Source organism: Streptomyces sp. NPDC059092 (assembly GCF_042756365.1).
Lineage (GTDB): Bacteria > Actinomycetota > Actinomycetes > Streptomycetales > Streptomycetaceae > Streptomyces.
Window position 1 is genome coordinate 40,471 of sequence record NZ_JBHZEJ010000028.1, and the last position, 24,544, is coordinate 65,014.

General features: G+C 71.9%; 23 protein-coding genes, 1 pseudogene and 1 riboswitch. Of the genes and pseudogenes, 11 read left to right on the top strand and 13 right to left on the bottom strand.

What is annotated here, in order from left to right; all coding sequences use genetic code 11:
* Positions 1-74: 74 nt before the first annotated feature.
* From cobM to ACFXPL_RS18320, 3 genes are all read right to left on the bottom strand, one after another.
* Complete coding sequence (gene cobM / locus ACFXPL_RS18310) at positions 75-854, bottom strand: precorrin-4 C(11)-methyltransferase (protein WP_384919940.1); 780 nt, start codon at positions 852-854, stop codon at positions 75-77.
* Positions 851-2,086, bottom strand: coding sequence for a precorrin-6y C5,15-methyltransferase (decarboxylating) subunit CbiE (gene cbiE / locus ACFXPL_RS18315; protein ID WP_384919943.1), 1,236 nt, complete (start codon positions 2,084-2,086; stop codon positions 851-853). The genes cobM and cbiE overlap by 4 nt, the downstream gene beginning before the upstream one ends.
* An 80-nt stretch (positions 2,087-2,166) precedes the next feature.
* Positions 2,167-2,895 (bottom strand): TetR/AcrR family transcriptional regulator, encoded by a 729-nt coding sequence (locus ACFXPL_RS18320; protein ID WP_384920071.1) that lies wholly within the window; start codon positions 2,893-2,895, stop codon positions 2,167-2,169.
* 135 nt (positions 2,896-3,030) lie between these two features.
* Here ACFXPL_RS18320 and ACFXPL_RS18325 point away from each other — a divergent pair, with 135 nt between their 5' ends.
* The gene (locus ACFXPL_RS18325) at positions 3,031-3,666 is read left to right on the top strand and encodes an NAD(P)-dependent oxidoreductase (protein WP_384919945.1); all 636 of its coding nucleotides are present in this window, start codon (positions 3,031-3,033) and stop codon (positions 3,664-3,666) included.
* Here ACFXPL_RS18325 and ACFXPL_RS18330 read toward each other — a convergent pair.
* A complete protein-coding gene (locus tag ACFXPL_RS18330) occupies positions 3,656-4,486 on the bottom strand; it encodes a CbtA family protein (RefSeq protein ID WP_384919948.1) in 831 nt (276 codons plus the stop codon). The two genes, ACFXPL_RS18325 and ACFXPL_RS18330, sit on opposite strands and share 11 nt — an antisense overlap.
* A 45-nt stretch (positions 4,487-4,531) precedes the next feature.
* Entirely contained in the window at positions 4,532-4,771 is a 240-nt protein-coding gene (locus ACFXPL_RS18335; protein ID WP_384919951.1) for a CbtB-domain containing protein, read from the bottom strand.
* A gap of 76 nt (positions 4,772-4,847) precedes the next feature.
* Positions 4,848-4,972: riboswitch (cobalamin riboswitch) on the bottom strand.
* 16 nt (positions 4,973-4,988) lie between these two features.
* Here ACFXPL_RS18335 and ACFXPL_RS18340 point away from each other — a divergent pair.
* Positions 4,989-5,684 carry a histidine phosphatase family protein gene (locus ACFXPL_RS18340; RefSeq protein ID WP_384919954.1) on the top strand — a complete coding sequence of 232 codons (696 nt, stop codon included), beginning with the start codon at positions 4,989-4,991 and terminating at the stop codon, positions 5,682-5,684.
* 3 nt (positions 5,685-5,687) lie between these two features.
* Here ACFXPL_RS18340 and ACFXPL_RS18345 read toward each other — a convergent pair whose 3' ends face one another.
* Positions 5,688-5,951, bottom strand: coding sequence for a GlsB/YeaQ/YmgE family stress response membrane protein (locus ACFXPL_RS18345; protein WP_384919957.1), 264 nt, complete (start codon positions 5,949-5,951; stop codon positions 5,688-5,690).
* 129 nt (positions 5,952-6,080) lie between these two features.
* Positions 6,081-6,677, bottom strand: a complete 597-nt coding sequence (locus ACFXPL_RS18350; RefSeq protein ID WP_384919959.1) for a TIGR03086 family metal-binding protein — start codon at positions 6,675-6,677, stop codon at positions 6,081-6,083.
* A gap of 94 nt (positions 6,678-6,771) precedes the next feature.
* Here ACFXPL_RS18350 and ACFXPL_RS18355 point away from each other — a divergent pair, with 94 nt between their 5' ends.
* The gene (locus tag ACFXPL_RS18355) at positions 6,772-7,662 is read left to right on the top strand and encodes a DUF6597 domain-containing transcriptional factor (protein WP_384919962.1); all 891 of its coding nucleotides are present in this window, start codon (positions 6,772-6,774) and stop codon (positions 7,660-7,662) included.
* A gap of 4 nt (positions 7,663-7,666) precedes the next feature.
* On the top strand, positions 7,667-8,401 hold the full coding sequence (locus ACFXPL_RS18360; RefSeq protein WP_384919965.1) for a Mut7-C RNAse domain-containing protein: 735 nt from the start codon (positions 7,667-7,669) through the stop codon (positions 8,399-8,401).
* A 78-nt stretch (positions 8,402-8,479) separates the two neighbouring features.
* Here ACFXPL_RS18360 and ACFXPL_RS18365 read toward each other — a convergent pair whose 3' ends face one another.
* Complete coding sequence (locus tag ACFXPL_RS18365) at positions 8,480-8,974, bottom strand: hypothetical protein (RefSeq protein WP_384919967.1); 495 nt, start codon at positions 8,972-8,974, stop codon at positions 8,480-8,482.
* A 227-nt stretch (positions 8,975-9,201) separates the two neighbouring features.
* On the opposite strand from ACFXPL_RS18365, the gene ACFXPL_RS18370 reads away from it, so the two are divergent.
* The gene (locus ACFXPL_RS18370) at positions 9,202-9,975 is read left to right on the top strand and encodes an SDR family NAD(P)-dependent oxidoreductase (protein ID WP_384919970.1); all 774 of its coding nucleotides are present in this window, start codon (positions 9,202-9,204) and stop codon (positions 9,973-9,975) included.
* Positions 9,976-10,107: 132 nt separating this feature from the next.
* Here ACFXPL_RS18370 and ACFXPL_RS18375 read toward each other — a convergent pair whose 3' ends face one another.
* Entirely contained in the window at positions 10,108-11,301 is a 1,194-nt protein-coding gene (locus ACFXPL_RS18375; RefSeq protein WP_384919973.1) for an RtcB family protein, read from the bottom strand.
* A 161-nt stretch (positions 11,302-11,462) separates the two neighbouring features.
* Here ACFXPL_RS18375 and ACFXPL_RS18380 point away from each other — a divergent pair, with 161 nt between their 5' ends.
* From ACFXPL_RS18380 to ACFXPL_RS18390, 3 genes are all read left to right on the top strand, one after another.
* Positions 11,463-12,359 carry a DUF3558 domain-containing protein gene (locus ACFXPL_RS18380; protein WP_384919976.1) on the top strand — a complete coding sequence of 299 codons (897 nt, stop codon included), beginning with the start codon at positions 11,463-11,465 and terminating at the stop codon, positions 12,357-12,359.
* 285 nt (positions 12,360-12,644) lie between these two features.
* The gene (locus ACFXPL_RS18385; RefSeq protein ID WP_384919979.1) at positions 12,645-13,472 is read left to right on the top strand and encodes a DUF3558 domain-containing protein; all 828 of its coding nucleotides are present in this window, start codon (positions 12,645-12,647) and stop codon (positions 13,470-13,472) included.
* Positions 13,473-13,649: 177 nt separating this feature from the next.
* Positions 13,650-15,221 carry a DUF2637 domain-containing protein gene (locus tag ACFXPL_RS18390; RefSeq protein WP_384919982.1) on the top strand — a complete coding sequence of 524 codons (1,572 nt, stop codon included), beginning with the start codon at positions 13,650-13,652 and terminating at the stop codon, positions 15,219-15,221.
* A gap of 49 nt (positions 15,222-15,270) precedes the next feature.
* On the opposite strand, the gene lysS is transcribed toward ACFXPL_RS18390, so the two are convergent.
* Positions 15,271-17,037 carry a lysine--tRNA ligase gene (gene lysS / locus ACFXPL_RS18395; RefSeq protein WP_384919985.1) on the bottom strand — a complete coding sequence of 589 codons (1,767 nt, stop codon included), beginning with the start codon at positions 17,035-17,037 and terminating at the stop codon, positions 15,271-15,273.
* A 233-nt stretch (positions 17,038-17,270) separates the two neighbouring features.
* Between lysS and argS the strand changes: the two genes are divergently transcribed.
* On the top strand, positions 17,271-19,055 hold the full coding sequence (gene argS / locus ACFXPL_RS18400) for an arginine--tRNA ligase (protein WP_384919988.1): 1,785 nt from the start codon (positions 17,271-17,273) through the stop codon (positions 19,053-19,055).
* 262 nt (positions 19,056-19,317) lie between these two features.
* Here the strand turns inward: argS and ACFXPL_RS18405 are convergent, their stop codons facing one another.
* From ACFXPL_RS18405 to ACFXPL_RS18415, 3 genes are all read right to left on the bottom strand, one after another.
* Positions 19,318-19,956 (bottom strand): N-acetylmuramoyl-L-alanine amidase, encoded by a 639-nt coding sequence (locus ACFXPL_RS18405; protein WP_384919991.1) that lies wholly within the window; start codon positions 19,954-19,956, stop codon positions 19,318-19,320.
* 106 nt (positions 19,957-20,062) lie between these two features.
* Positions 20,063-22,477 (bottom strand): NACHT domain-containing protein, encoded by a 2,415-nt coding sequence (locus tag ACFXPL_RS18410; protein WP_384919994.1) that lies wholly within the window; start codon positions 22,475-22,477, stop codon positions 20,063-20,065.
* Positions 22,478-22,850: 373 nt separating this feature from the next.
* Positions 22,851-23,345 (bottom strand): ATP-binding protein, encoded by a 495-nt coding sequence (locus tag ACFXPL_RS18415; protein ID WP_384919997.1) that lies wholly within the window; start codon positions 23,343-23,345, stop codon positions 22,851-22,853.
* A gap of 111 nt (positions 23,346-23,456) precedes the next feature.
* Between ACFXPL_RS18415 and ACFXPL_RS18420 the strand changes: the two are divergent.
* Positions 23,457-24,284, top strand: a pseudogene (locus ACFXPL_RS18420) (Scr1 family TA system antitoxin-like transcriptional regulator).
* Positions 24,285-24,286: 2 nt separating this feature from the next.
* Entirely contained in the window at positions 24,287-24,520 is a 234-nt protein-coding gene (locus tag ACFXPL_RS18425) for a DUF397 domain-containing protein (protein WP_384920000.1), read from the top strand.
* Positions 24,521-24,544: the final 24 nt, after the last annotated feature.

The window sequence follows — 24,544 nt, forward strand, 5'->3', positions numbered from 1 at the left end:
CTCCGTGTCCCGCCGTACCCCTGTTCACGACTTACCGCCGACGGCTGGCGATTTACGGCCTGCGGCTCACGGGGTCAGCCCTGCGCGCACGCGTGGCCGCCGTCCCCGAGGCCGTCCCGGTCCCGGTCCGGCGAGTACAGGTGGCTGTCCCTGAACTGCTCCGCGCCCAGCGTCCTGCCCACCATGATCACCGCCGTACGCACCACACCCGCCGCCTTCACCTGCGCGGCGATGCCGTCCAGCGTGCCCCGCAGCACCAGTTCGTCGGGGCGGCTCGCCATCGCCACCACCGCCGCCGGGCAGTCGGCGCCGTAGTGCGGCAGCAGTTCGTCCACCACCCGGTCCACGTACCGCGCCGCCAGGTGCAGCACCAGCAGCGCTCCGCTGCGCCCCAGCGTCGCCAGGTCCTCGCCCTCCGGCATCGGGGTGGCCCGCTGGGCGATCCGGGTCAGGATCACCGTCTGGCCGACCGTCGGTACGGTCAGCTCCCGCTTGAGCGCGGCTGCCGCCGCCGCGAACGCCGGTACGCCCGGCACCACTTCGTACGGCACGCCCGCCGCGTCCAGCCGCCGCATCTGCTCGGCGACGGCGCTGAAGACGGACGGGTCGCCGGAGTGCAGCCGCGCCACGTCGTGGCCCTCGCCGTGCGCCCTGACCAGTTCGGCGATGATGCCGTCGAGGTCCATCCTGGCGGTGTCGATCAGCCGCGCGTCCGACGGGCACTCGGCCAGCAGCTCGCGCGGGACGAGACTGCCCGCGTACAGGCACACCCTGCACTCGGCCAGTCTGCGGGCGCCGCGCACCGTGATCAGGTCGGCGGCGCCGGGGCCGGCGCCGATGAAGTACACCGTCATCGTTCTTCTCCTGATCCTGAGGCCGATCCTTCGGTCTTCGTGACCGCCCACTGCGTGACCGGCATCGCCTGCCGCCACCCCGTGAAGCCGCCGACCGGCACCGCGTGCGCGACCGCCAGCCGTACCAGCTCCCCGCCGAGCCGCTTGTACCACTCGGCCAGCAGCGCCTCGGACTCCAGCGTCACCGTGTTCGCGACCAGCCGGCCGCCCACGGGCAGCGCGTCCCAGCACGCGTCGAGCAGCCCCGGCGCGGTCAGCCCGCCGCCGATGAACACCGCGTCGGGCACGGGCAGTCCGGCCAGCGCGCCGGGCGCCGCGCCGACGGCGACACGCAGCCCGGGGACGCCGAGCGCCCGCGCGTTACGGCCGATGCGCTCGGCGCGCGCCGGATCGCGTTCCACCGACACCGCCCGGCAGGACGGGTGCGTACGCAGCCACTCGACCGCGATCGAACCGGACCCGCCGCCGACGTCCCACAGCAGCTCCCCCGGCGCGGGCGCCAGCGCGCCCAGCGTGGCGGCGCGCACATGGCGCTTGGTGAGCTGGCCGTCGTGCTCGTACGCCGCGTCCGGCAGCCCGGGTACGGCGCCGAGGCGCGGCGCGCCGGGCGCGCGGCGGCAGTCGACCGCCACGACGTTGAGCGGGTCCCCGGCGGGCAGGTCCCACCCGTCGGCGGTGGACGTGAGCTGCCGCTCCCGGTCCGAGCCGAGCTGTTCGAGTACGTGCATCCGGCTCGGCCCGTAGCCGCGCGCGCGGAGCAGCGCCGCCACCTCGGCGGGCGTCGCGGCCCCCGCGCTGAGCACGAGCACCCGGCGGCCGTCGTGCAGCGCGGCGGTGAGGCGGTCGGTGGGACGGCCGACGAGCGTGACGACCTCCGCGTCCTCCACCGGCCAGCCGAGCCGGGCACAGGCGTACGAGACGGACGAGGGATGCGGCACCACGCGCAGCGCGGCGGCTCCGACGACCTCACCGAGCGCGCGCCCGATCCCGTAGAACATCGGGTCCCCGCTGGCCAGCACCGCGATCCGGCGCCCGGCGTGCGTGGCGAGCAGTCCGGGCACGGCGGGGCGCAGCGGTGAGGGCCACGCCACCCGCTCCCCCTGGCACTCGCCGGCCGGCAGCAGGCCGAGCTGCCGGTCCCCGCCGATCACCACGTCCGCGCGGCGCAGCGCCTCCCGCGCCTCGCCGGACAACCCGGCCCAGCCGTCGGCGCCGATCCCGACCACGGTCACCGGTGTACGCGAGGCGGAATCAGGGGGCGGGACACTCACTGCCGTACACCTCTGAACTGGGAGAAGACCGGCCTCGCACTCTACTGTCCGCCCGCCTGCGGCCCCGCGACGGGTGCCCCCGGCCCCAACTCCAACCCCGGCCCCGGCCGCTGCTCCGGTCCGGACGGCGCGATGCCCGCCAGCAGCGCCCGTACCGTCTCCCGCGCGAACTCCGCCTCGTCCGCCGGGCGCACCACGCCCTCCGGGGGGTCCGGGGCGAAGAACAGGTCGAGGAATGCCCGGTGGAAGCAGGCGCCGATCAGGAGCATCGCCGCGGCGTCGGGGTCGATGCCCGCCGACACCCGGCCGCGTTCCTGTTCCGCGCGCAGATAACCTGCCAGGCAGTGGGTCGCCTCCTGCGGGCCCGCGCCGGTGAGGTCGAGCTTGGCGCGGTGGGCCACGAGCAGGCCGGGACTGGCGAAGAGCGAGGCCGCCATCGGCAAGGAGCGCCGGTAGAAGAGGACCGCCACCCGGGCCACCTCCTCCAGATTCCCGGCCACCTCCCCCGTGCCGACGCGCCCGGGCAGCCGCGCCAGCGCGTCCGTGAAGCGCGGGGCGCGCTCGTGCAGGACGCGGACGAAGATCTCCTCCTGGCCGCGGAAGTGCTTGTAGAGCGTCGCCTCCGAGCAGCCGGCCTCGCGCGCGATCTGCTTGGTCGTCGTACGGGTCAACCCGACGCTGCCCATCAGGTGCGCCGCCGCGTCAAGGATCCGCGAGCGGGTCAGGGCGCCACCGGTCAGGGGCGGCGGGGAGGCGGCTTCTTCATCCATGGCGTCCATGGCAGGGATCGTACTGATTTCGTTTCATCGAGTGAGTGAGCGTTCACTCACTCGGGTAGGGGCCCACATACGGAACGGATCGGTCCCCGTGCGGAACGGATCACAGAGCAGCGGAAGGGAAAGGCCATGAATCTCGCGGTGCTCGGCGCCACCGGTGGTGTCGGGCGGCAGATCGTCGTCCACGCCCTGGCGGACCGCCACAAGGTGAAGGCGGGTGTACGGGACCCGGCGCGGATAGGCCTCGCGGACGAGAACCTGACGGTCGTCCGGGCGGACGCCCTCGACGCCGCCTCGGTGGGGGAGGTCGTCGAAGGGGCCGACACCGTGCTCTCCGGGGTGGGCCCCGCCGCCCGCCACGACCCGGCCAGGCCCGCGTCCACCTCGGCGCGGGCGACGGTCGAGGCGATGTCGGCGGCCGGGGTGCGGCGGCTCGTCGTGGTGAGCGCGGCGCCGCTGAACCGTACGGGCGTGGCCCAGACCTGGCTCGCGCACCGGGTGATCACACCCATGATGTGGGCGCTCCTCAGGGAGGTGTACACCGATCTGGAGCTGATGGAACGGACCCTGGCCGACAGCGATCTCGACTGGACGTCGGTACGGCCGCCCCGGCTGACGAACGGCGCGGGCCGGGGCATCTACCGGCACGCGATCGACGCGGGCCCGCCCGGCAACCGCATCGCCCGCGCCGATGTCGCCCGCGCCATGCTCGACTTCATGGCGGCGCCGGAGACGGTACGCCACGTCGTGGGCGTCAGCGAGTGACCTCCCCCACGGCCCCGGCGGCGGCCGGCACGGCATCGGAGGCGGAGGCGGAGGCGGCAGCCACCCCCGGCCGGAGCGCCCGCTCGGCCAGCGCGCCGAAGATCAGCCCGAAGGCCGTCCACAGCAGCGCCTGCACCCCCAGCGACGCGAGCCTGAACTCCCAGAGCAGCGCGGCGGGGAAGGACGCGGGAACGGCGTCGGTGTTGGCGGGCAGCACCAGACAGGCGACGGCCACCACGGCCACGTAACCGCCACCGGCGGCGAGCGACGCGTTCCAGTTGCCGAGCCGCGGCGCCAGCCGCCGGCCCGCGATGACGGCGACGACCGCCAGCAACACGCTGAGCAGGATCATCAGGAAGAAGAGCGTGGTGCGTCTGCCGATGGTGTCGGGGTTGCCGACGGCGGGCGGCGCCGCCGGATACTTCAGGAACGGCACCAGATAGACGGTGGTGAAGGCGGCGCCCGCGACCAGCGCAGCGGTCGCCCGTGGCCCGAACCGGCCGATCCTGCCCAGGCTCACGGCGAAGACCAGCGAGGCGATACCGCCCAGGGCCACGCCGTACACCAGTACGCCGGTGGCAAGTCCGAACGTCGACTGGACGGGCCTGCTGACCAGTTCCTCTTCCTCCTCCTCGGGCGCGGCGGAGTCCCCCGCCGCGCCGTGTTGATGCGCCGGGGCGGACCTGCTCTCCTCCTGCGCGATGGAGTCCCGTACGGACGGCTCACCCGCGAAGTAGGCCAGCGCGAAGGCGAACAGCCCGGCCAGCACGCCCGCGACCATGCCGCGGACCAGGAGGATTCTGACGGTGGAGGCATGCATGCGCGTATATCTCCGTACTCTCCGTGCTCCGTGATCGCCGTCAGGTCAGTGGCAGGGGAAACCGAGCAGATGACGGCCGTCGTGCACCCACTCGTGCACTCCGGCGCCGGAGATCACCGAGGTGGCGCCCTGTTCGGCGCCGACGAAGTAGAGCAGCACCAGCATCAGGGTGCCGACGAAGACCGCCCACGGCAGAACGGCGCGCAGCGGCAGCGGAGCCGGTACGGCGGCGGTGGACGAGGTGGGCGCGACGGCCCCGGTCGTAGACGCTATGGACGAAGCCACGGCACATCCTCCTTGGGGAACTCGCGTCCCGTTGCATGGAGCTCGAACGACGGCCTTCGGGTCTGACTCACCGGGCCCCCGCCGCATGGCACGCGGCCGGTACCCCGGCATACAGTGGCGCGACCGTGCCGGAATCTCACCGGACTTCCGTCTCGCCGTCGTGGATATCGACGTGAAGGTACCGCGAACCGGCAGACGGGCCAAGGGGGCCCTTCTCATGACGATCCGCGTGCTGCTCATCTCACCCGCCATGGGACCGGCCCTGCGCGCGGCCCGCTTCGGCGAGGAACCGCCGGAAGGCCCAGACCCCGAGGCACCCGGGAACAGCCCCGGACCGGACACCGCCGAGGACAGCTCCGGAACGGACAGCGCCGTGGACAGCCGCGCCGTCGACGCCGCCGGGGTGCGCCGGACCGAGGCCGTACGGGAGGACTTCCTCCGCACCGCCCGTACCGCCGCCCTGTACGTCTCGCCCTCGCCCCGCTGCCGTACGACCGCCGGCCTGCTCGGCCTGGACGCCCGGCCGCTGCCGGACCTCGCGCCCTGGGCGATGGGCCGCTGGCGGGGCAGGACCCTCGACGAGGTCGCCGCCGCGGAACCGCGGGAGGTGGGCGCCTGGCTCACCGACCCCGCCGCCGCGCCGCACGGCGGGGAGTCCCTGCTCACGCTCAACGCCCGGGTCGGCCGGTGGCTCGACACACTGAGCCCCGACGAGCCCCGCGTGGTCGCCGTGGCCGAACCGGACATCGTCCGCGCCGCGGCCGTCCACGCCCTCGGCGCACCCGCCGGCGCGTTCTGGCGGTTCGACGTACGGCCGCTGACCGCCACCGAGTTCACCGGGCGGGACGGCCGCTGGAACCTGCTCGGCGGCCGTCCGCTCGCCGGCGAAGAGGCCGCCGGGCAGGAAATCTGAGGGTCAGCCGCGGCCCTTGGCGCGGTCCAGCGCGGCCACGCCCACGGCCGCCAGGCCGACCTGGATGATCAACTCGATCCAGTCGAAGCCCTTGGTGTCCGCGACGCCGAACGCCGCCGCGACAAACGTACCGACCAGCGCGGCGACGATACCGACGCCGATGGTCCACAGCACCCCGATGCGCTGGCGCCCAGGCACCACGAGCCGCCCGAGCACGCCGATGACGATGCCGACGACGATGGCAACGAAAATGCCGGAAATCTCCATGTCCCCTCCTCGTTCGCCCACTTACCGCCGAAAGCGGTACTCGCGGAACGTGTGCCCGCCCTGGGAACGTCGAATCCTCGCCGCCGCCCGCAGCCCCCACGGCCCCAGGCCCGCACGCCCCGGGGGGACTTACGGCCGCGGCGTCCAGCCCGGGTCGCGACCCGTCAGCGCCAGCAGCACATCGAACGGGGCGGCGTCCGGCGCCACCGCCACCGGATCCCCGAACACCCCCATCCGCCGGGCCGTCGGCGCCAGCGCCCCGAACTCCGCCAGCAGCACCCCGACGAGCGCCGCGTCCGGCTCGTACGGCAGCCCCGTCGCCCGCGCCAGGTCCCACGCGTGCACGGTCAGATCCCCGAGCACCATCGACCCGACCGTCCTGGCCGGCAGCCCCATCGCCCCCGACGTGCCCTCCTCGGCGCCCGGCGCGTCCCACGCCGCCACGAGCCGCGCCGTCTCCTGCGCGAACCGCTCGCGCCACTCCCCCGTGAGATGTTCGGGAGCGGCGCCGAAGTCGGCGTCCCGCTTCGCGGCGAGCGCCTGGAAGTTCACGACGACCTGGAAGAGATGGTCCGCGAGGGCGTGGACGTCGTACGCGGCGCACGGCGTCGGCGCGCCGAGCTGGTCGTCGCGGATGCCCCGGACGACGGGGACGGCACGGCCGGCCGCCGTCCTCAACAGTGTGCTGATCCTGGTACCGGTCTCGGTCTCGGTCTTGTCGTTCATGGCTCCGACCGTAGAAACGGCGCAGCCGCGCGTCTTGAACAAACGCGACACCCGACCACGGGACACCCGAACAGACGCGACATAGGATCCGGTCATGGCTGGTCCGCGACGTGACACCCGGGGCATCGTCGACGCCCCCGGCCTCTTCGCGCGCGTACGGTTCCGCCGCCGCGAGCCCGCCCCCGCGCTGCGGCCGTACCTGGAGCACTACTGGCTGATCGACTGGGACCTGGACCAGCCGTACGTCTCCCACGTGGTGCCGCACCCCTCGGTGAACGTGGTGTTCCAGCGGTACGGCACCGCCGCGCCCTTCGGCGAGGTCGCGGGCATCGGCCTGGAGCTGTTCGCCCAGAAGCTCGCGGGCCGCGGCCGGGTCTGCGGCACCCAGTTCCGCCCCGGCGGCTTCCGGCCCTTCGCACCGCACCGGCCCGTGGCCCACTGGACGGGGCGCCGCGTCCCGGTCGCCGACGTCCTGCCCACGAGCGACGCGGACCTCGCGGCGATCCTGGGCCCGGCGCCCCGGGACCCCCAGGACCCCCGCGGCGCACGGGGTGCCCCGGACGACGAGGACGCGCGGGTCGCCGCGCTCGACGCGTATCTGCTGGGCCTCGGCCCGCGCCCCGACCCACGGGCCCTGCGCGCCATGGCCCTCGTCGACCGGATCAGGACGGACCCGACGATCCGGCGCGTCGCCCGCCTCACCGACGAGGAAGGCGTCTCGGCCCGCTCGCTGCAACGGCTGTTCGCCGAGTACGTGGGGGTCGGCCCGAAGTGGGTCATCCTGCGCCACCGCATCCACGAGGCCCTGGAGCGCGCGGAGTCGGGCGCCGTCGACTGGCCCGCGCTCGCCGCCGACCTCGGCTACAGCGACCAGGCCCACCTCGTCCGCGACTTCACGGCGACGGTCGGGGTCCCGCCCACGGCGTACGCCCGCACCCGCCCCCCGGAAATCCCTGGCCCGACAGGCCGCGCGGTGACATCCTGACGGCGTGAACGGACCGGAAATCCACATCACCTTCGCCCCCGAACTGCGCCTCTTCGTCCCGGCCGAGCGCCGCGAGGGACGTACGGCCCTGCGCACCGACGGCTCGTCCACCCTCGGCCACGCCGTCGAGTCCCTCGGCATCCCGCTCACCGAGGCGGGACCGCTCCTGGTCGACGGCCACGAGGTGCCCTTCTCGCACATCCCGGCCGCGGGCGAGTCCGTGGACGTACGGTCCGTGCCCCGGCCGCAGACCGTGCCCGGCGCGCCCCTGCGCTTTCTCCTGGACGTCCATCTAGGCACCCTGGCGCGCCGGCTGCGGCTGCTGGGCGTCGACGCGGCGTACGAGAGCGAGGACCTGGGCGACCCGGCCCTGGCCGCGCTCTCCGCCGCCGAACGCCGGGTGATGCTCTCCCGCGACCGCGGACTGCTGCGCCGCCGTGAGATCTGGGCCGGCGCGTACATCTACAGCGACCGGCCGGACGACCAGCTCAGGGACGTCCTCCAGCGCTTCGCCCCCGCCCTCGCGCCCTGGACCCGCTGCACGGCCTGCAACGGCGACCTGGGCCCGGCGGACAAGGAGTCCGTCCAGGAACAGCTCCAGCACGGCACCCAGCGCGGCTACGACGTCTTCGCGCGCTGCTCGGCCTGCGGACGGGTCTACTGGCGCGGCGCCCACCACGCCCGTCTGGCGGCCATCGTCGACGACGCGGTGCGCGAGTTCGGCGGAGCGGCGGCGTAACGCCCCTCAGGCCGCTCCGGAGGGACCGTCGGGTCACCTCAAAACGACCGTCGGGCCGCCTCCGGCGGGACGGCCGCCTCAGAAGGCGTACCGGTCCCCGGTGTCCGGCGCCAGGACACGGTGCCGGTGGTTCTCAAGGTTGAGGTCGTCCGCGCCGCCGTTCCAGGCCGTGTCGATCCGTACGACGATCTCGTCCGGCCTGCCGGCCGTCCGCAGGTCGAGCGTCACTTCGCCGCTCCGCCCGATCGGCCGGAGCTGCCCCGTACGGCACAGGACCGTACGGTCGCCGCCCCACAGACAGGTGGACGGCAGCGCCCGGCCCGGGGCCACCGGGGCCGAGAAGTCGAGCCGTACGGTCGCGTCGGCCAGCCCGGACGGCCCGTGGTTCTCGGAGCCGAGGAGGACCGTGAGCCGTCCGCCCGACAGCGACACATGCCCGTGATGGGCGAGGTCCGCCTCGGCGACCTCCGTGCTCCGCTCCGGCGCGCTCGCTCCGGCACCCGGAGCCGCGCCCGTGACCACCGCCGTGGCGGCCGAGACCAGTACCAGCACCACTTTTCGCAGGACACCCATGAGCGGAAGATAGTGATCATCACACTGTCGTCCCGGCCACTCGCCCGCCCGGCACGCCCCACATCACCCGCATGGCAGGCTCGGCGCACGCCCGCGTACCCGCCCCGAGGCCACTGCCCCTTCCCGGCCCACCTCCCGACGGCTCCCCCGCACCCGACTCCCCTCCCCGCGACTCCCCGCCCCGCCTATCCTGGCCGGAGTCGATCACACGCGCGAGGAGTTGTGTCATGAGCGCCACGGGGACCCCCACCGCAGTCATCACCGGAGCGAGCAGCGGCATCGGCGCCGCCACCGCCCGGCACCTCGCCGCCGCGGGCCACCACGTCATCGTCACCGCCCGCCGCAAGGACCGGATCGAGGCGCTGGCCGCGGAGATCACCGCCGCGGGCCACCAGGCCACCGCGTACGCGCTCGACGTCACCGACCGCGCGGCCGTCGACGCCTTCGCCGCCGAGCTGGACCGCTTCCCCTCCGTGAACGTCCTGGTCAACAACGCGGGCGGCGCGCTCGGCGCCGACCCCGTGGCCACCGGCGACCCGGCGGACTGGCGGCAGATGTTCGAGACGAACGTCATCGGCACCCTCAACCTCACCCAGGCCCTGCTCCCCGCGCTCACCGCGAGCGGCGACGGCACGGTGGTCGTCCTCTCGTCCACGGCCGGCCACGGCACGTACGAGGGCGGCGCGGGGTACGTGGCCGCCAAGCACGGCGCCCACGTCCTCGCCGAAACCCTCCGCCTGGAGATCGTCGGCACCCCGGTCCGCGTGATCGAGGTCGCCCCCGGCATGGTCAGGACCGAGGAGTTCGCCACCACCCGCTTCCGCGGCAACGAGGAGAAGGCGGCCAAGGTCTACGAGGGCGTCGCGGAACCCCTCACCGCCGACGACGTGGCCGACACGATCACCTGGGCGATCACCCGTCCGAGCCACGTCAACGTCGACCTCCTGGTCCTCCGCCCGCGCGCCCAGGCGTCCAACACGAAGGTCCACCGCGAGCTGTGATCAAGGGTTCTCCGGCCGGGACGGCGGCCCCGGCCGGAGAACCCCCGCCCCATCGGCCCCGCACAGCCCCCGCCGGCCGCTCAGCCCTCTCAGCCGCTCTCAGTCGCTCTCAGCCCTCTCAGTCAGTTGCTCTCAGCCCTTGACGCAGACCACCTGCTTCAGCTTCGCCACGACCTCCACGAGGTCCCGCTGCTGATCGATGACCTGCTCGATCGGCTTGTACGCCGCCGGGATCTCGTCCACGACACCGGAGTCCTTCCGGCACTCCACGCCCCGTGTCTGCTCCTCCAGGTCCTGGGTCGAGAAGCGCCGCTTCGCCGCGTTACGGCTCATGCGCCGGCCCGCCCCGTGCGAGGCCGAGTTGAACGACGCCGCGTTCCCGAGCCCCTTCACGATGTACGAACCCGTGCCCATGGAACCCGGGATGATCCCGAAGTCCCCGCTCCCCGCCCGGATCGCGCCCTTCCGCGTGACCAGCAGGTCCATGCCCTCGTACCGCTCCTCCGCCACGTAGTTGTGGTGGCAGGAGATCACCGGGTCGAAGGTCACCCGGGCCTTCTTGAACTCCTTGCGGACCACGTCCTGGAAGAGCCCCATCATGATCGCGCGGTTGTACTTCGCGTACTCCTGCGCCCAGAACAGGTCGTTCCGGTACGCCGCCATCTGCGGGGTGTCCGCGATGAAGACGGCCAGGTCACGGTCGATCAGGCCCTGGTTGTGCGGCAGTTTCTGTGCCGTGCCGATGTGGTGGTCGGCCAGTTCCTTGCCGATGTTCCGGGACCCGGAGTGCAGCATCAGCCAGACCGCGCCCACCTCATCGAGACAAAACTCAATAAAATGATTACCCGATCCGAGTGTTCCCATCTGCTTCACCGCACGGCCCTCACGGAACTTCACCGCGTCGGCGACTCCCCCGAACCGCTCCCAGAAGTCCGCCCACCCCGCCGTCGGGAATCCGTGCAGCCGCCCCGGGTCCACCGGGTCGTCGTGCATCCCCCGGCCCACCGGGATCGCCTGTTCGATCTTGGAGCGCAGCCGGGACAGGTCGCCCGGCAGGTCGTTCGCCGTCAGGGACGTCTTCACCGCCGACATACCGCAGCCGATGTCCACGCCCACCGCCGCCGGGCAGACCGCGCCGTGCATCGCGATCACCGAGCCGACCGTGGCGCCCTTCCCGTAATGCACGTCCGGCATCACGGCGAGGCCCTTGATCCACGGCAGGGTGGCGACATTGCGGAGCTGCTGCATCGCGCCGTCCTCGACCGTCGCCGGGTCGGCCCACATCCGGATGGGCACCTTCGCGCCCGGCACCTCTACGTACGACATATCCCCTCAATTCCCCCGAAAGTCTGTATAACGCAAAACCGGAGCCAAGGCAGCCATAGAGGACGGCCGACCAGCGTCGACGGCATCGCGTGCGATAGACATTGTGTCCATCGACCGCCATCCGGCGGCAAACAGTTTTGGCGAGAAGGGAGCCCGGGACCGTGCAGTTCAAGGCGCGACGCGCGTACGTACCCGGCCTGGCGGCGCTCCTCGTGGCGGCCGTCGCCGGCTGTACGGCCGGCAGCGGCGACGACGGCTCGGCCGGCGACTCCAAGCCCGGCGAGACCACCAGCGCGACCGCGGCGCCGCCCGGCAAGTACCGGACGCTGCGTGAGGCGTGCGGTTCCGTGCCGCGCTCCACGCTCAAGGACCTGATGCCGGGCGCCACCTCGCTCCCCGAGGACCAGCAGGAGAAGGCGTACCAGGGCACGGCCGCCGTGACGTACGACACCGACCGCCGTGTGGGCTGCAGCTGGAAGGCCGACTCGCCCGCCGCCTCGAACCAGCTCGTGATCGACTTCGAGCGTGTCGTGTCGTACGACCCCGCCGTGAGCGACGAGACCCGCGCGCAGGAGGTCTACGCGACGAAGGAGACGGGCGCGCACCTCGCCCCCTCCGCCTCCTCTTCCTCCTCCGGCTCCTCCTCTTCCTCCTCGGGCTCCGCGGGCTCCTCCTCCGGCACGCCGGGGACGCCCGGCGCGTCGGACGGCCCCGGCGCCTCCGGCAGTGGCGCGGCGCCCGGACCGCAGACCGTCTCCCCCTCCGCCACGCCCTCCGGGGCACCCTCCGCGACCGAGACCGCGACCGGCACCGAAGGCCTCGAACCCCGCGTCCTCGACGACCTCGGCGACGCCGCCTTCCTGGACGACGTCCTCGCGCGCTCCGGTTCGGCCGCGCAGCACCGCACGGTGAGCGTGGTGTTCCGCACATCGAACGTGATCGTGACCGTCCGGTACACCGAGCAGCCGGCCCTCTCCACCGAGGCCCCCGACAGCAAGGAACTCCAGGACAAGGCGCGGGGACTGGCCCGTACGCTCGTCGACCAGCTCAACGAGTAGGGGCGGCTCCGGCCCCCGGGCAGGGCCGCGCGGGACTCCGCCGCCCGGTGCCGGAGTCGGGCTCCGGGCCCCGCGCGGCGGGCTCGCCGGTTACCGTGGCCGATCGGACCTGCGTGGCGTACGCGCCTTCCGGGGCGTACGCGCACGACGGACCGACGGGACCCGCGGGACGGGGACCGCCCGCCCGACGAGACCCGCCCGACGAGACCGCCCGAGACCGCCCGAGAGACCGCACTCGACCGACCGAGACCGCACGCGACCGCCTCAAGGAACCCTGAAGGAACCATGCACCGATCAGCCTCGCGACTCACCCGCATACTCGCCTGCGCAGCCGTTCCGGTGATGCTCGCCGTCGCCGGGTGCTCGTCCGACTCCGACGGCAAGAGCGACGCGGACAGCTCCACCACCCCCACCCGCGCCCCGTCCCCCACCGTCGCGCCCGCGAAGTTCAGCGGGCTGCCCGACGCGTGCAAGACGGTCAGCGGCAGGACGGTCGACTCGATGGTCCCGAAGGCCAAGGTCAAGGGCGGTACGGAAGGCAAGTCCAGCGATATCGCCACGCGCGGGAGCTGCTCCTGGAACGGCCTGGACGACAAGGGCGTCAAGGGGTCCCAGTACCGGTGGCTCGACGTCTCCCTCATGCGGTACGACTCCGACGTGACGCTCGGCAGCGGCGCCAAGCGGGCCGGCGAGTACTACACGAAGGAACTCGCGGGCGCCCAGGGCACCGAGACGGCCAAGGACGTCAAGACGGCTCCCGGGACCGGCATCGGTAACGAGGCGAGCACAATCACGTACACGCTCAAGAAGTCCGACGCCGACTTCTCGTACGCCACCGTCGTGGCCCGTACGGAGAACGTCGTCATCACCCTCACCTACAACGGCACGGGCTACGCGGGCGCCAAGGCCCCCGGCGCCGCCGAGCTGTCGAAGGACGCGCTGAGCGCCGCGAAGGAGGCCGTGGCGGCCGTCTCCAGCGGTTCCGGCGGCTCCGGCGGCTCCGCGGGGGCCGACAGCTCCGGCGGCGCCGACTCCTCGCCGAGCAAGTCGCCCGGCGAGCCGGAGTCGTCCGGCGCGCCCGTGGACTCCGACGCCAAGGCAAAGACCGAGTAAACGCGATCCCGGTCACGGACCGACCCTTTTCCTCCCCTTCGCCCGGAACGCGGCCCTCTCCGGAGGGCCGCTCACGGCTCCCCGCGCCACGCCATCCGCACACATGTGCCAGGCTGTGCCCGCCGGATGACGTCAGGACGTCACGTACCTGATGCCGAAAACGGGAGGGGATCGCGGGTGGCCGCGATGGAGCTGACACGTACGCACCGGATACTCATCGGGGTCGTGGTCACGGGTGCGGTGATCATCGCCGCGATCGGTTTCGCGGGCTCCTACGCCGCCGTACGCGAACTCGCCGAGCTCAAGGGCTTCGGGAGTTTCTCACTGGTCTTCCCGATCGGCATCGACGCGGGCATCTGTGTCCTGCTCGCGCTCGACCTGCTCCTGACCTGGATGCGGATCCCCTTCCCGCTGCTGCGCCAGTCGGCCTGGCTGCTGACGATCGCCACCATCGCCTTCAACGGCGCGGCGGCCTGGCCCGACCCGCTCGGCGTCGGGATGCACGCGGTCATCCCGCTCCTCTTCATCGTCTCGGTCGAGGCGGCGCGCCACGCGGTGGGCCGGATCGCGGACATCACCGCCGACAAGCACATGGAGGGCGTACGGCTGACGCGCTGGCTGCTCTCGCCCGTCCCCACGTTCATGCTGTGGCGGCGGATGAAGCTGTGGGAGCTGCGGTCGTACGAGCAGGTCATCAAGCTCGAACAGGACCGGCTCATCTACCAGTCGCGCCTCCAGGCCCGGTTCGGCCGCAACTGGAAGCGCAAGGCGCCCATCGAGGCGCTGATGCCGCTGCGGCTCGCGAAGTACGGCGTACCGCTCGCCGACACGGCCCCCTCGGGGCTGGCCGCGGCCGGCATCGAACCGGTGCTGCTGCCGCCCGCGCCCACCCCTGAGCCCGCGCCGACGCCCGCGCTGGCCGAACTCCCGCAGGCCAAGGCCGAGATACCCGCGGGGCCGAGCCAGGGACAGGGCCACGAGCAGGGACAGGCGCGCGAGCAGGGACAGACGCAGGGGCAGGAGCAGTCGCAACAGCCGCCTCAACAGCCCCAGCAGCAGCGGGAGATACCGCCCGCCGAACCCGCGCGCCTCCAGAAGCAGCCCCAACAGCCCCAACAGCAGGTCCCGCAGCCCCAGACACAGCAGCAGGCCCCACAGCCTCAGCAGCACATCCCACAGCAGCCTCAGCCGGCCCAACAGAGCCAGCCGCAGCCGCAGCAAACCCCCCAGCCCACCCAGGTGAGCCCCTGGTTCGCCGCGCCGCAGGTGCCCGAGGGTGCGTACGAGGGCGCGTACAACCCCACGTACGTCGAGGGCCTTGAGCCCACCCCGGTGATGGTCCCCTCCGGCCCCGAAGGCGCCCCCGACGGCGGCCCCGCCCCCACGCCCGGCCGCAACCGCCGCCCCCTGGGCGGCATTCCGGGCCAGGCGTCACCGTCGCAGTACGCCGAGAACCAGCCTCAGGACCAGGGCCAGGCCCGCCCGGAGGAGGCGGCCGAGGACCAGCCCGTCTCCGGTCTGCCCGACGACATCACCCGTGAGGAGGCGTACTTCAGCGCCTTCCGCAAGTACGTCAACGAGAACGGCGGCTTCCCCAACGCCCGTCAGTTCGGCATCTACCTGATGGACCTGTACGGCATCACGGGACGCGGCGGCAACCCGCTGAGCGAGAACTCGCTCAAGCCCCATCTCAAGGACTTCGGCTCCCGCTACCAGTCGGAGCTGGACAACAACGAGTACATCGCCTGACCGCCCCCGGGCGAAGGCGGGTGGGGGAAGCTCCCCCCACCCGCACCCCTCAGGCGCCGAGCAGCTTCCGTACCCGGTCCGCCCCCACCGCCAGCAGCAGCGTGGGCAGCCGCGGCCCGGTCTCCCGGCTCACCAGCAGCCGGTACAGCAGCGCGAAGAACGACCGCTGCGCGACCTTCAGCTCGGGCGTGGGCTTGGCGTCCGGCTCCAGGCCCGCCATCATCTTCGGCACGCCGTAGACGAGCGTCGTCAGCCCGTCCAGCGACCAGTGGCTGTCCAGCCCTTCGAGCAGTCGCCGCAGCGACTCGCGCCCCTCGTCGTCCAGCGAGCCCAGCAGCTCCCCGTCGGGCTCGGCGCGCACGATCGTGCGCGCCTCGGCCGGTACCTGGCTCGTGATCCAGTTCTCCGCGCGGTCGAGGCGGGGGCGCGCCTCCGCCAGCGTGGACAGCGGGCGCTCCGGGTCCAGCTCGCTGAGGATGCGCAGGGTCTGCTCCTCGGCGCCGGCCGTGATGTCCACGACCGAGGCGAGGGTCCGGTACGGCAGCGGGCGCGGCGTACGCGGCAGCTCGCCGGCGGCCGTGGTCGCCGCCCGGGTGTACGCGGCGGCGTCGGCCGGCAGGACGGAGCCGTCGGCGACCTTGCGCTCCAGGGCGTCCCACTCGTCGTACAGCCGCTGGATCTCCTGGTCGAAGGCGATCTTGAACGACTGGTTCGGCCGGCGGCGCGCGTACAGCCAGCGCAGCAGCGGCGCCTCCATGATCTTCAGCGCGTCGGCCGGGGTGGGCACGCCGCCCTTGCTGGACGACATCTTCGCCATCCCGGAGATGCCGACGAAGGCGTACATCGGGCCGATCGGCTGCACCCCGTCGAAGATCTCGCGCACGATCTGCCCGCCGACGACGAACGAGGACCCGGGCGAGGAGTGGTCCACACCGGACGGCTCGAAGATCACGCCCTCGTACGCCCAGCGCATCGGCCAGTCGACCTTCCAGACCAGCTTGCCGCGGTTGAACTCGCTCAGCGCGACCGTCTCGGAGAAGCCGCACTCCGCGCAGGTGTACGTCAGCTCCGTCGTCGCGTCGTCGTACGCGGTGACGGTCGTCAGGTCCTTGCCGCAGCCGCCGCAGTAGGGCTTGTACGGGAAGTAACCGGCCGAGCCGCCGCCTCCGTCGTCCTCGGCGGCGGCGCCGGAGCCCTCCACGGCCTCCAGCTCGGCCTCCTCGGCCTTCTTCTGGCCCTGCTTCTGGCCCTGCTTCTGGCCTCCGGCCGGCGTCTTCGCCTTGTCCTTGGTCCGGTACCGGTCGAGGATCGCGTCGATGTCCCCGCGGTGCCTCATCGCGTGCAGGATCTGCTCGCGGTACGCCCCGGAGGTGTACTGCTCGGTCTGGCTGATCCCCTCGTACGCGACGCCCAGCTCGTCCAGCGACTCGGTCATCGCGGCCTTGAAGTGCTCGGCCCAGTTCGGGTACGCCGACCCGGCGGGGGCGGGCACCGAGGTCAGGGGCTTGCCGATGTGCTCGGCCCAGGAGGCGTCCGTACCGGGAACGCCCGCCGGGACCTTGCGGTAGCGGTCGTAGTCGTCCCAGGAGATCAGGTGCCTGACCTCGTACCCCCGACGGCGGATCTCGTCCGCGACGAGGTGCGGGGTCATGACCTCACGGAGGTTCCCCAGATGGATCGGGCCCGAGGGGGAGAGACCGGACGCGACGACGACGACAGGTTTCGCGCCGGGCGCACGTCGCTCCGCCTCGGCGATGACCTCGTCCGCGAAACGGGAGACCCAGTCGGTCTCGGTGCTCTGAGCCACGATCGGCACGTCCTTCTTCTTTCCTCGTACGCTCGAACGATCTCGTACGCCCGGCGAACCCGGCGTCGGCCAAAAACCTGGCGTCCGCCATTCTCCCAGGTACCACCGACAGAGCGAAAATGGCTTGTTCCCCCATGGGATACTGGGAGGAACTTTCTCGCGGAACCAGCGGAACCAGCGGAACTCGCGGAACTCGCATCCTCCGCAGCACACCCTCCCCCGACAGGAACGGCACCCAGCCCATGGCCCCGGTCACTTCCCTCGCCTCGACCGTCGATCAGCGCATCGCGGACGCTCTCTCGGCTGCCCTGCCGGAGGCCGGTTCCGCCGATCCGTTGCTGCGCCGAAGCGACCGGGCCGACTACCAGGCCAACGGCATCCTGGCGCTGGCGAAGAAGCTCAAGGGCAACCCCCGGGAGCTGGCGACCCAGGTCGTCTCGGCGCTCACGGCGCCCGGCCTGATCGAGGAGGTCGAGGTCTCGGGCCCCGGCTTCCTCAACATCACCGTCGCGGACCGGGCGATCATCGAGACCCTGGCGGCCCGCGCGGCGGACGACCGGCTCGGCGTCCCGTTCGCGGAGGAGACCGGCACGACGGTGGTCGACTACGCGCAGCCGAACGTGGCGAAGGAGATGCACGTCGGGCATCTGCGGTCGGCGGTGATCGGCGCGGCGATGGTCGAGATCCTGGAGTTCACCGGCGAGCGGGTGGTCCGGCGCCACCACATCGGCGACTGGGGCACCCAGTTCGGCATGCTCATCCAGTACCTGATCGAGCACCCGCACGAGCTGGACCACAACACGCCCGCGCGGGACGAGGCCGTCGACATCGACGGCGAGACGGCGATGTCCAACCTGAACCGCCTCTACAAGGCGTCGCGGGCGCTCTTCGACTCCGACGAGGAGTTCAAGGCGCGCTCCCGGGACCGGGTGGTGGACCTCCAGGCCGGGGACAAGGAGACGCTGGCCCTCTGGCAGCGCTTCGTCGACGAGTCGAAGATCTACTTCTACTCCGTCTTCGACCAGCTCGACATGGAGATCCGGGACCCCGACATCGTCGGCGAGTCCGGCTACAACGACATGCTGGAGGAGACCTGCCGCATCCTTGAGGAATCAGGGGTGGCGGTCCGCTCCGAGGGCGCCCTGTGCGTCTTCTTCGACGACGTGAAGGGCCCGGACGGCAACCAGGTCCCCCTGATCGTCAAGAAGACGAACGGCGGCTACGGCTACGCGGCCACCGACCTCTCCGCGATCCGCGACCGGGTGGGGAACCTGGACGCGACGAGCCTGCTGTACGTGGTGGACGCACGCCAGTCGCTGCACTTCAAGATGGTCTTCGAGACGGCCCGCCGGGCCGGCTGGCTGAACGACGAGGTCAAGGCCGTCCAGCTCGCCTTCGGTACGGTCCTGGGCAAGGACGGCAAGCCGTTCAAGACCCGTGAGGGCGAGACGGTACGGCTGGTGGACCTGCTGGGCGAGGCGGTCGAGCGGGCGACGGCGGTCGTCCGGGAGAAGTCCGAGAAGATCGGCCTTTCCGAGGACGAGATCGTCACGAACGGCAAGCAGGTCGGGATCGGCGCGGTGAAGTACGCCGACCTGTCGACGTCGGCGGCCCGGGACTACAAGTTCGACCTGGACCAGATGGTCTCGCTGAACGGCGACACGTCCGTCTACATCCAGTACGCGCACGCCCGCATCCGCTCCATCCTCCGCAAGGCGGGCGACACGTCCCCCCTGGCCCACCCGGAGCTGTCCCTGGCCCCGGCGGAGCGCGCGCTCGGGCTGCACGTGGACCAGTTCGGCGAGGTCCTGGCGGAGGTGGCGTCGTCGTACGAACCGCACAAGCTGGCCGCGTACCTGTACCAGCTCTCGTCGCTGTTCACGACGTTCTACGACCAGTGCCACGTCCTGAGCGACGACAACCCGCGCGAGCTGGTCGAGAACCGCCTCCTCCTCTGCGACATCACGGCCCGCACACTGAAGCAGGGGCTGGCGCTGCTGGGCATCAAGGCGCCCGAGCGCCTGTAGGACGGGGAAGCCCCGGTGAACGCGGAAGGCTGACGGAACCGGCGGGAGGAAGGAACGCCTGGGAGACACCACGCTCCCAGGCTCCAGTTCCGGCTCTGGCTCCAGTTCCAGTTCCGGCTCTGGCTCCGGCTCCGGCTCCGGCTCCGGCTCTCCGACGGCGCCGACCCGGTCGACCCGGTCGACCCGGGGCGGGGCTTCCCACGTCCGCGCGGCATGACGCCTTCGTCCGGGTCGATCGAACGCGGTTCCTCCCCGGCCGAGTTCACGCTCCGGCCGGCCGACCACTCCACCGGCTCCTGGGCGAGCGTCGTCCACGTCCCCGGCGTGGACGCCCATCCCCTCCAGCAGCACGGCCCCCGCGCGCTCTGGAGCGAGGTGGAGGCCGCGTACGCCTGGTGGCAGCGGGCCGGCTCACCGGTCCGTACGCGGTACGGGCGATGCCGACGCTGCGCTCGTTGAAGCCCTTCGTGTGCGCCCCCTTGACCGCCCGGTCGACGCCGCCCGCACGCCCCTCGTAGATCGTTCCGCAGCGGTCCACGACGAAGTTGTAGCCGAGGTCGTCCCACCCCATGCCGTTGATGTGGTGCCGCTCCATCGACAGCAGCATGGCGGGCACGTCCGTCCCGCAGTCGTAGTTGTTCGAGTGCAGCGTGTGGTGGACGAACACGGCTCGTACGGGACCGGTGTACAGCGGTTTCTCCCGTACGGCCGTCTCGTCCGCCCGCCACACCCGCCGCTCCACCACGGACGGCCTCGGCGCCCCCGCGGGCCGGGCCCGCGCCTCACGGCGGGACGAGGGGGCCGACCGGTCACGGTCGGGGACGTCGCACGTCACGAGGAGGAGGCCCGGCAGACAGAGAGCCGCCACCACCTTGACCCGGTCGAACCCGCGTGGCTCCACGGCCCCACCCTGCGCCCGCCGGCGCCGCACCGGGCGGCTGTATGCGCCGGCCGGGTGAACGGCCGGGCCGTTGAACCACCCGCCGGGCGGTTCAACGGCTCACCGTTCACGGTGCGCAGGGGTCCGTCGGTGCCGGGACGGAGTCGGACGATTCCGGGCGCGACGGTTCCGGGCGCGGACGTGAACGTGGACGTGGGAGATCGGGAACACCGGCGAGGTGGTGCTGGATGCGGGCGTGGCGGAACTGGTGGACCGGACCGACCTGACGGAGCACTCCGAGGCGGCGGGCATCGGCGAGGAACGCCTGGAGCCGCCACGGCAGACCGCCACGGGCGGCGAGCACGAGCCTGGCCGTGAGGTAGTGCGGCCACGCGGAGGCGGCCAGGGCCAGGGTCGCTCCGAACAGACCGAGGGAGACGTAACGCGGTCGCGTGGCCTCCCCCAGGACCGTGGCGAAGCCGGGGGGCTCGGACGCGGCGTACAGGACGTTCACTGCGGCGGCGAGGACGCTCGTCACCAGGGCGACATAGACGCCCTGCGCCAGCGCGACCCGCCGGTCGTCCCGGATCGACGACCGCGGCGAGGCGATGTCCTGGACGGTCACCGCGCTCCTGGTCCACTGAAGGGCGGCCAGTCCCGTACCGACGGACAGGCCGATCAGAAGACTCACGCCCACGACGGCGGCCGAGGGAGGGTTCCGGCCTTCCGCCAGCCAGTAGATGTGGAGTACGGGGACGAAGAGGAGTGCCACGCCGACAGCGCGGGCGACGGCACCGGGAAGCCGACGGCGCCAGTGGCGGACGTTGAAGGCGGCTCGGCTGGGTGATCGCGGCGGCACCGGAGGACCGGTGATGAGCAGGACGACGAAGAACGCGAAGGTCCCGCCGAAGGTGTCGAGCAGTGAAGTGCGGGCCGCGACGGCGAATCCCCCCTGACCCACCGTTACGTACCAGGCGAAAATCACCACGGAAGTGGTCAGCGTCCCGCACAGGGCGGTGACCCAGGCCGCGACGGTGTCCCGGCCCGGCAGCGCCGCCGCAACGCACTGCATGACGAAGAAGGTGATGGCGAAGATCGAGCCGAACTCCAGGGCGAGCAGCAGCTTGTTGTCCGTCAGCCCGTCGCTGAGCTCCGCGGCCGAGGCCCGCGGGACCCGCAGGGCGCCCGACAGCGCGGCCGGCAGGCTCCACAGGAGTGCGCGGCTCCAGGTCGCGGCCAGTGCCGGTACGGCGTCGTACAGCCGCCACCAGGCCAGGTCGGGGGTGGGCTGCTGGTTCAGACACCGGGCGAGGTGGCCGAGATGGCGGCGGGCTCGCTCCGGGTCCCAGCGGCGGGCACCGGGCTCGGTACTGCTCGCGCGCCCGTAGACGGTGGGGACGAACCGGTCCAGGAGGTGTTGTTCGATGGCGGCGGCCGTGGGGAAGCGGCTGAGGTCGGTGAGCTTCGCCGGGTCGGCGCGGGAGCCGGGAGCCGCGTCCGCGTAGACGGAGCGGACCAGGGCCACCATCAGCGGGCTGGCCAGCGCTCGGGCCGCCGGGCCACCGGGGTCACGGGCCAGGCCATCGGCGAGGACCGTCCAGCTCTCCTGGCCACGACCGGGCGGCGCGGCCAGCCGCAGCAGGGCGACCGCGTCGGCGGGGCACACCGGCGCGGGAGCGACCACGGCGGCGCCCGCCAGCACCCCCGTCTCGGCGACGGCGTCGACGTAACTCTCGGTACGGCACGTCAGCACCAGCGGCGCGCCCGCCGGATAGGCACGGTTCAGGGCGGCGACCACCGCTCCGTGGCCGGAGGCGGGCAGCTCGTCCAGGCCGTCCAGTACGGGCAGGATCCGGCCGTCGGCCAGCAGGTCCCGCACGACGCTCGGCCCGTACACCTCTCCATCGGCCAGCGCGGGATAGTCCGAGGTGATCCTGCGCCGGAGCCACTCCGCCGGGGCCTCCCTGCCGGGATCGAAGGAGGCGAGAGAGAGCAGCACCGGAACGGGGTCGCCCTCCTCGGGGGAGCGCAGCAACCCGAGCGTCAGCAGCACCGCGAACGTGCTCTTGCCCGAGCCCGCAGGGCCGACCGCCACGAGCCGTCGGCGCCGCAGCCCCCGGAAGTCCCCTGCCAGGGACTCCGGTTCGTCCGCACACCAGGAGATGGGCGCGCCCACCAGTTCCCGGTGGTCGGCGACACCGGCCTCCGAGCAGTCGGACCAGGTCACCGGAAGAGGCGCCGGGTCGAAGAGCTGCCGTAGCACGGCCTCCTCCTCCCACTGCCGGCCGACCAGCCGCGCCAGGGCCCTCGCCGCCTCGTCCACCTGGTCCGAAGTGCTGTGCGTCCGGCTCCGTCGGCGGGCCCACTCCACCAACAACGCGACCACGCCGGCGGAACCGAGCACGGTGGCGGCGTTGGCCGCCTCCGCAACACCCTTCAGCAGACACATGAGGCCGAGTCCGGCCACCAGCACACCACTCGACCCGCCGACCAGAACCCGATGCCACCGCAACCGCACGACCGCCTTGCCAGCGTGGTCCACACCGGATTCACCCCGGCAACCACAGCAACGACCCACCCGGCACGATGGTCATGGGGTGATCGGGTGCTCTGTCTGTGGGTAGCGGGGGGAGCTTTGTGCTTCCGGTCGGTTCCAGGCCGGCGGGTGGGTTCGCCCTGCGGGGCACGCGGTCGTGGAGTGGGGTGGTGGCGCGCTTCGTCAAGCGTCTGCCGACCGTCCGTGCGCTGGGATTCATGCCCCGCTGGTCACTGCTTGTTTTCAGGGTGCGGGTTCGGGCGGTGGCCTGTCGGGGTGGGCCCGGGGTGCGTTGTGGCGGGAGGGGGCGGCCCTCCGGCGCCCAACTTGCCACTGGACAGCATGCCCCTGCAGGGCGGTCGAGGGGGGATCCGGGTGCTCAGTCCGCAGGGAGCAAGGCGCCCCAGTTCTCAGCGCGTTCCCGCAGCGCGGAAGGCAGCGCGCCGTCGGCCGCTTCGCGGACCGCTTCCCGCCGTACGGCGAACTCGCACCACACGGCCTTCCCGGGCTTCCGGTCACTCACCCCCCAGCGGTCCGCGAGCGCCGCCACAAGCAGCAGCCCGCGCCCGCCTTCCCCGTCCCCCGCGTCCACGATCCCGGGCACACCGGGCCCGCTGTCATGCACCTCGGCACGGAGTACGTCACCGTCGTACCGCAGGAAGAGCCGGAACCCCCGGCCGGGCGGAACGCCGTGCAGCAGGGCGTTGGTTGAAAGTTCGCTCACGCAGAGCAATACGTCCTCGCAGCGGAATCCCTCGGTCAAGGCCCAGTCGACCAGGGTCTCGTGGGCGAACTTCCTGGCAGCGGGGACGGACCGGCGGTCGCGGCGGAAGAACCGCTCCCTCATCACACAATGGCGAGTTGTTTCATTCACGAACCGACCATCGCAGAGTGTGACTACGCTGGGACAGTGCGTGGACCGGTACCAACCGTTGGTACCGGTCCACGAGGATCATGTACCGGTCTTTGTGGAGAGTTGAATGACATGAACGCCAGGAGCCGTTCCCATGGGAAGAACGCGTCAGTGATGAAGATGCTGGGTGCCCAAGTGGCTGCGTTCCGCCGGGCAGCGGGGCACACCCAGAAGTCGCTCGCCGAGGTCGTCATCCTTGATGAGGAGACCATCGGTTCGATCGAGAGAGGAAGACGGCTGCTCAAGCCAGACCTTGCAGCGACACTTGACCAAGTACTCGATACCAAGGGTGCGTTGTCAGTGGGGCTCTAGAACTTGCCGGACGTTGACCGGTTCCCGCTGTGGGCGGAGCAGTACCTCGACCACGAGCGTGAGGCCATTGCCCTGTCCTCGTTCGAGAACCAAGTGGTACCCGGCCTGCTCCAGACCGATCCCTATGCACGTGCGGTCTTTCGCACCAGCGTTCCTGCGTTCCACTCGGACGAGGTCGAAACCAAGACCGCCGCGCGTATAGAGCGTCAGGGAATCCTGCACCGCAAAGTTCCGCCGACGGTCAGCTTCATCATCTGGGAGCCAGCGCTCCGCTTCCCTCTCGGCGGCCAAAAAATCTACATCGACCAAATGAAATACCTGCGCGAGTGCTGCGAGCTACCCGGATTGACAATCCAGTTACTGCCGCTAGACCGGACGGCGCACGCCGGGATCAGTGGCCCCTTCTACCTACTGGAGACGCCCGACCATCAGCAACTCGCCTACAGCGAATCCCAGCAGGGAAGCCACTGGATCTCCGACCCCGACAGGGTGTCCATCATGTTCAGCAAATATGCGATGCTGCGGTCGCAGGCCCTTACCCCCGAGGATTCCAGGGACCTGCTGGACCGTCTCCTGGGAGAGCAGTGATCATGATGCTTGAATGGTTCAAGTCGAGCTACAGCACTGAACAGGGCGGCGCCTGCCTCGAAGTCGCCTACGACTGGCGCAAGTCCAGCCACAGCGGCGATTTCGAGGACGCCTGCGTCGAGGTCGCCCCCTGCCCCCATGCCATCCACATCCGCGACTCCAAGAACCCCACGGGCCCGATCCTCACCCTCGCCCCCGCCGCCTGGGCCGTCTTCACCCCGTACGCGGCCAACTGAGGACTGTCACACCCTCCTGACATG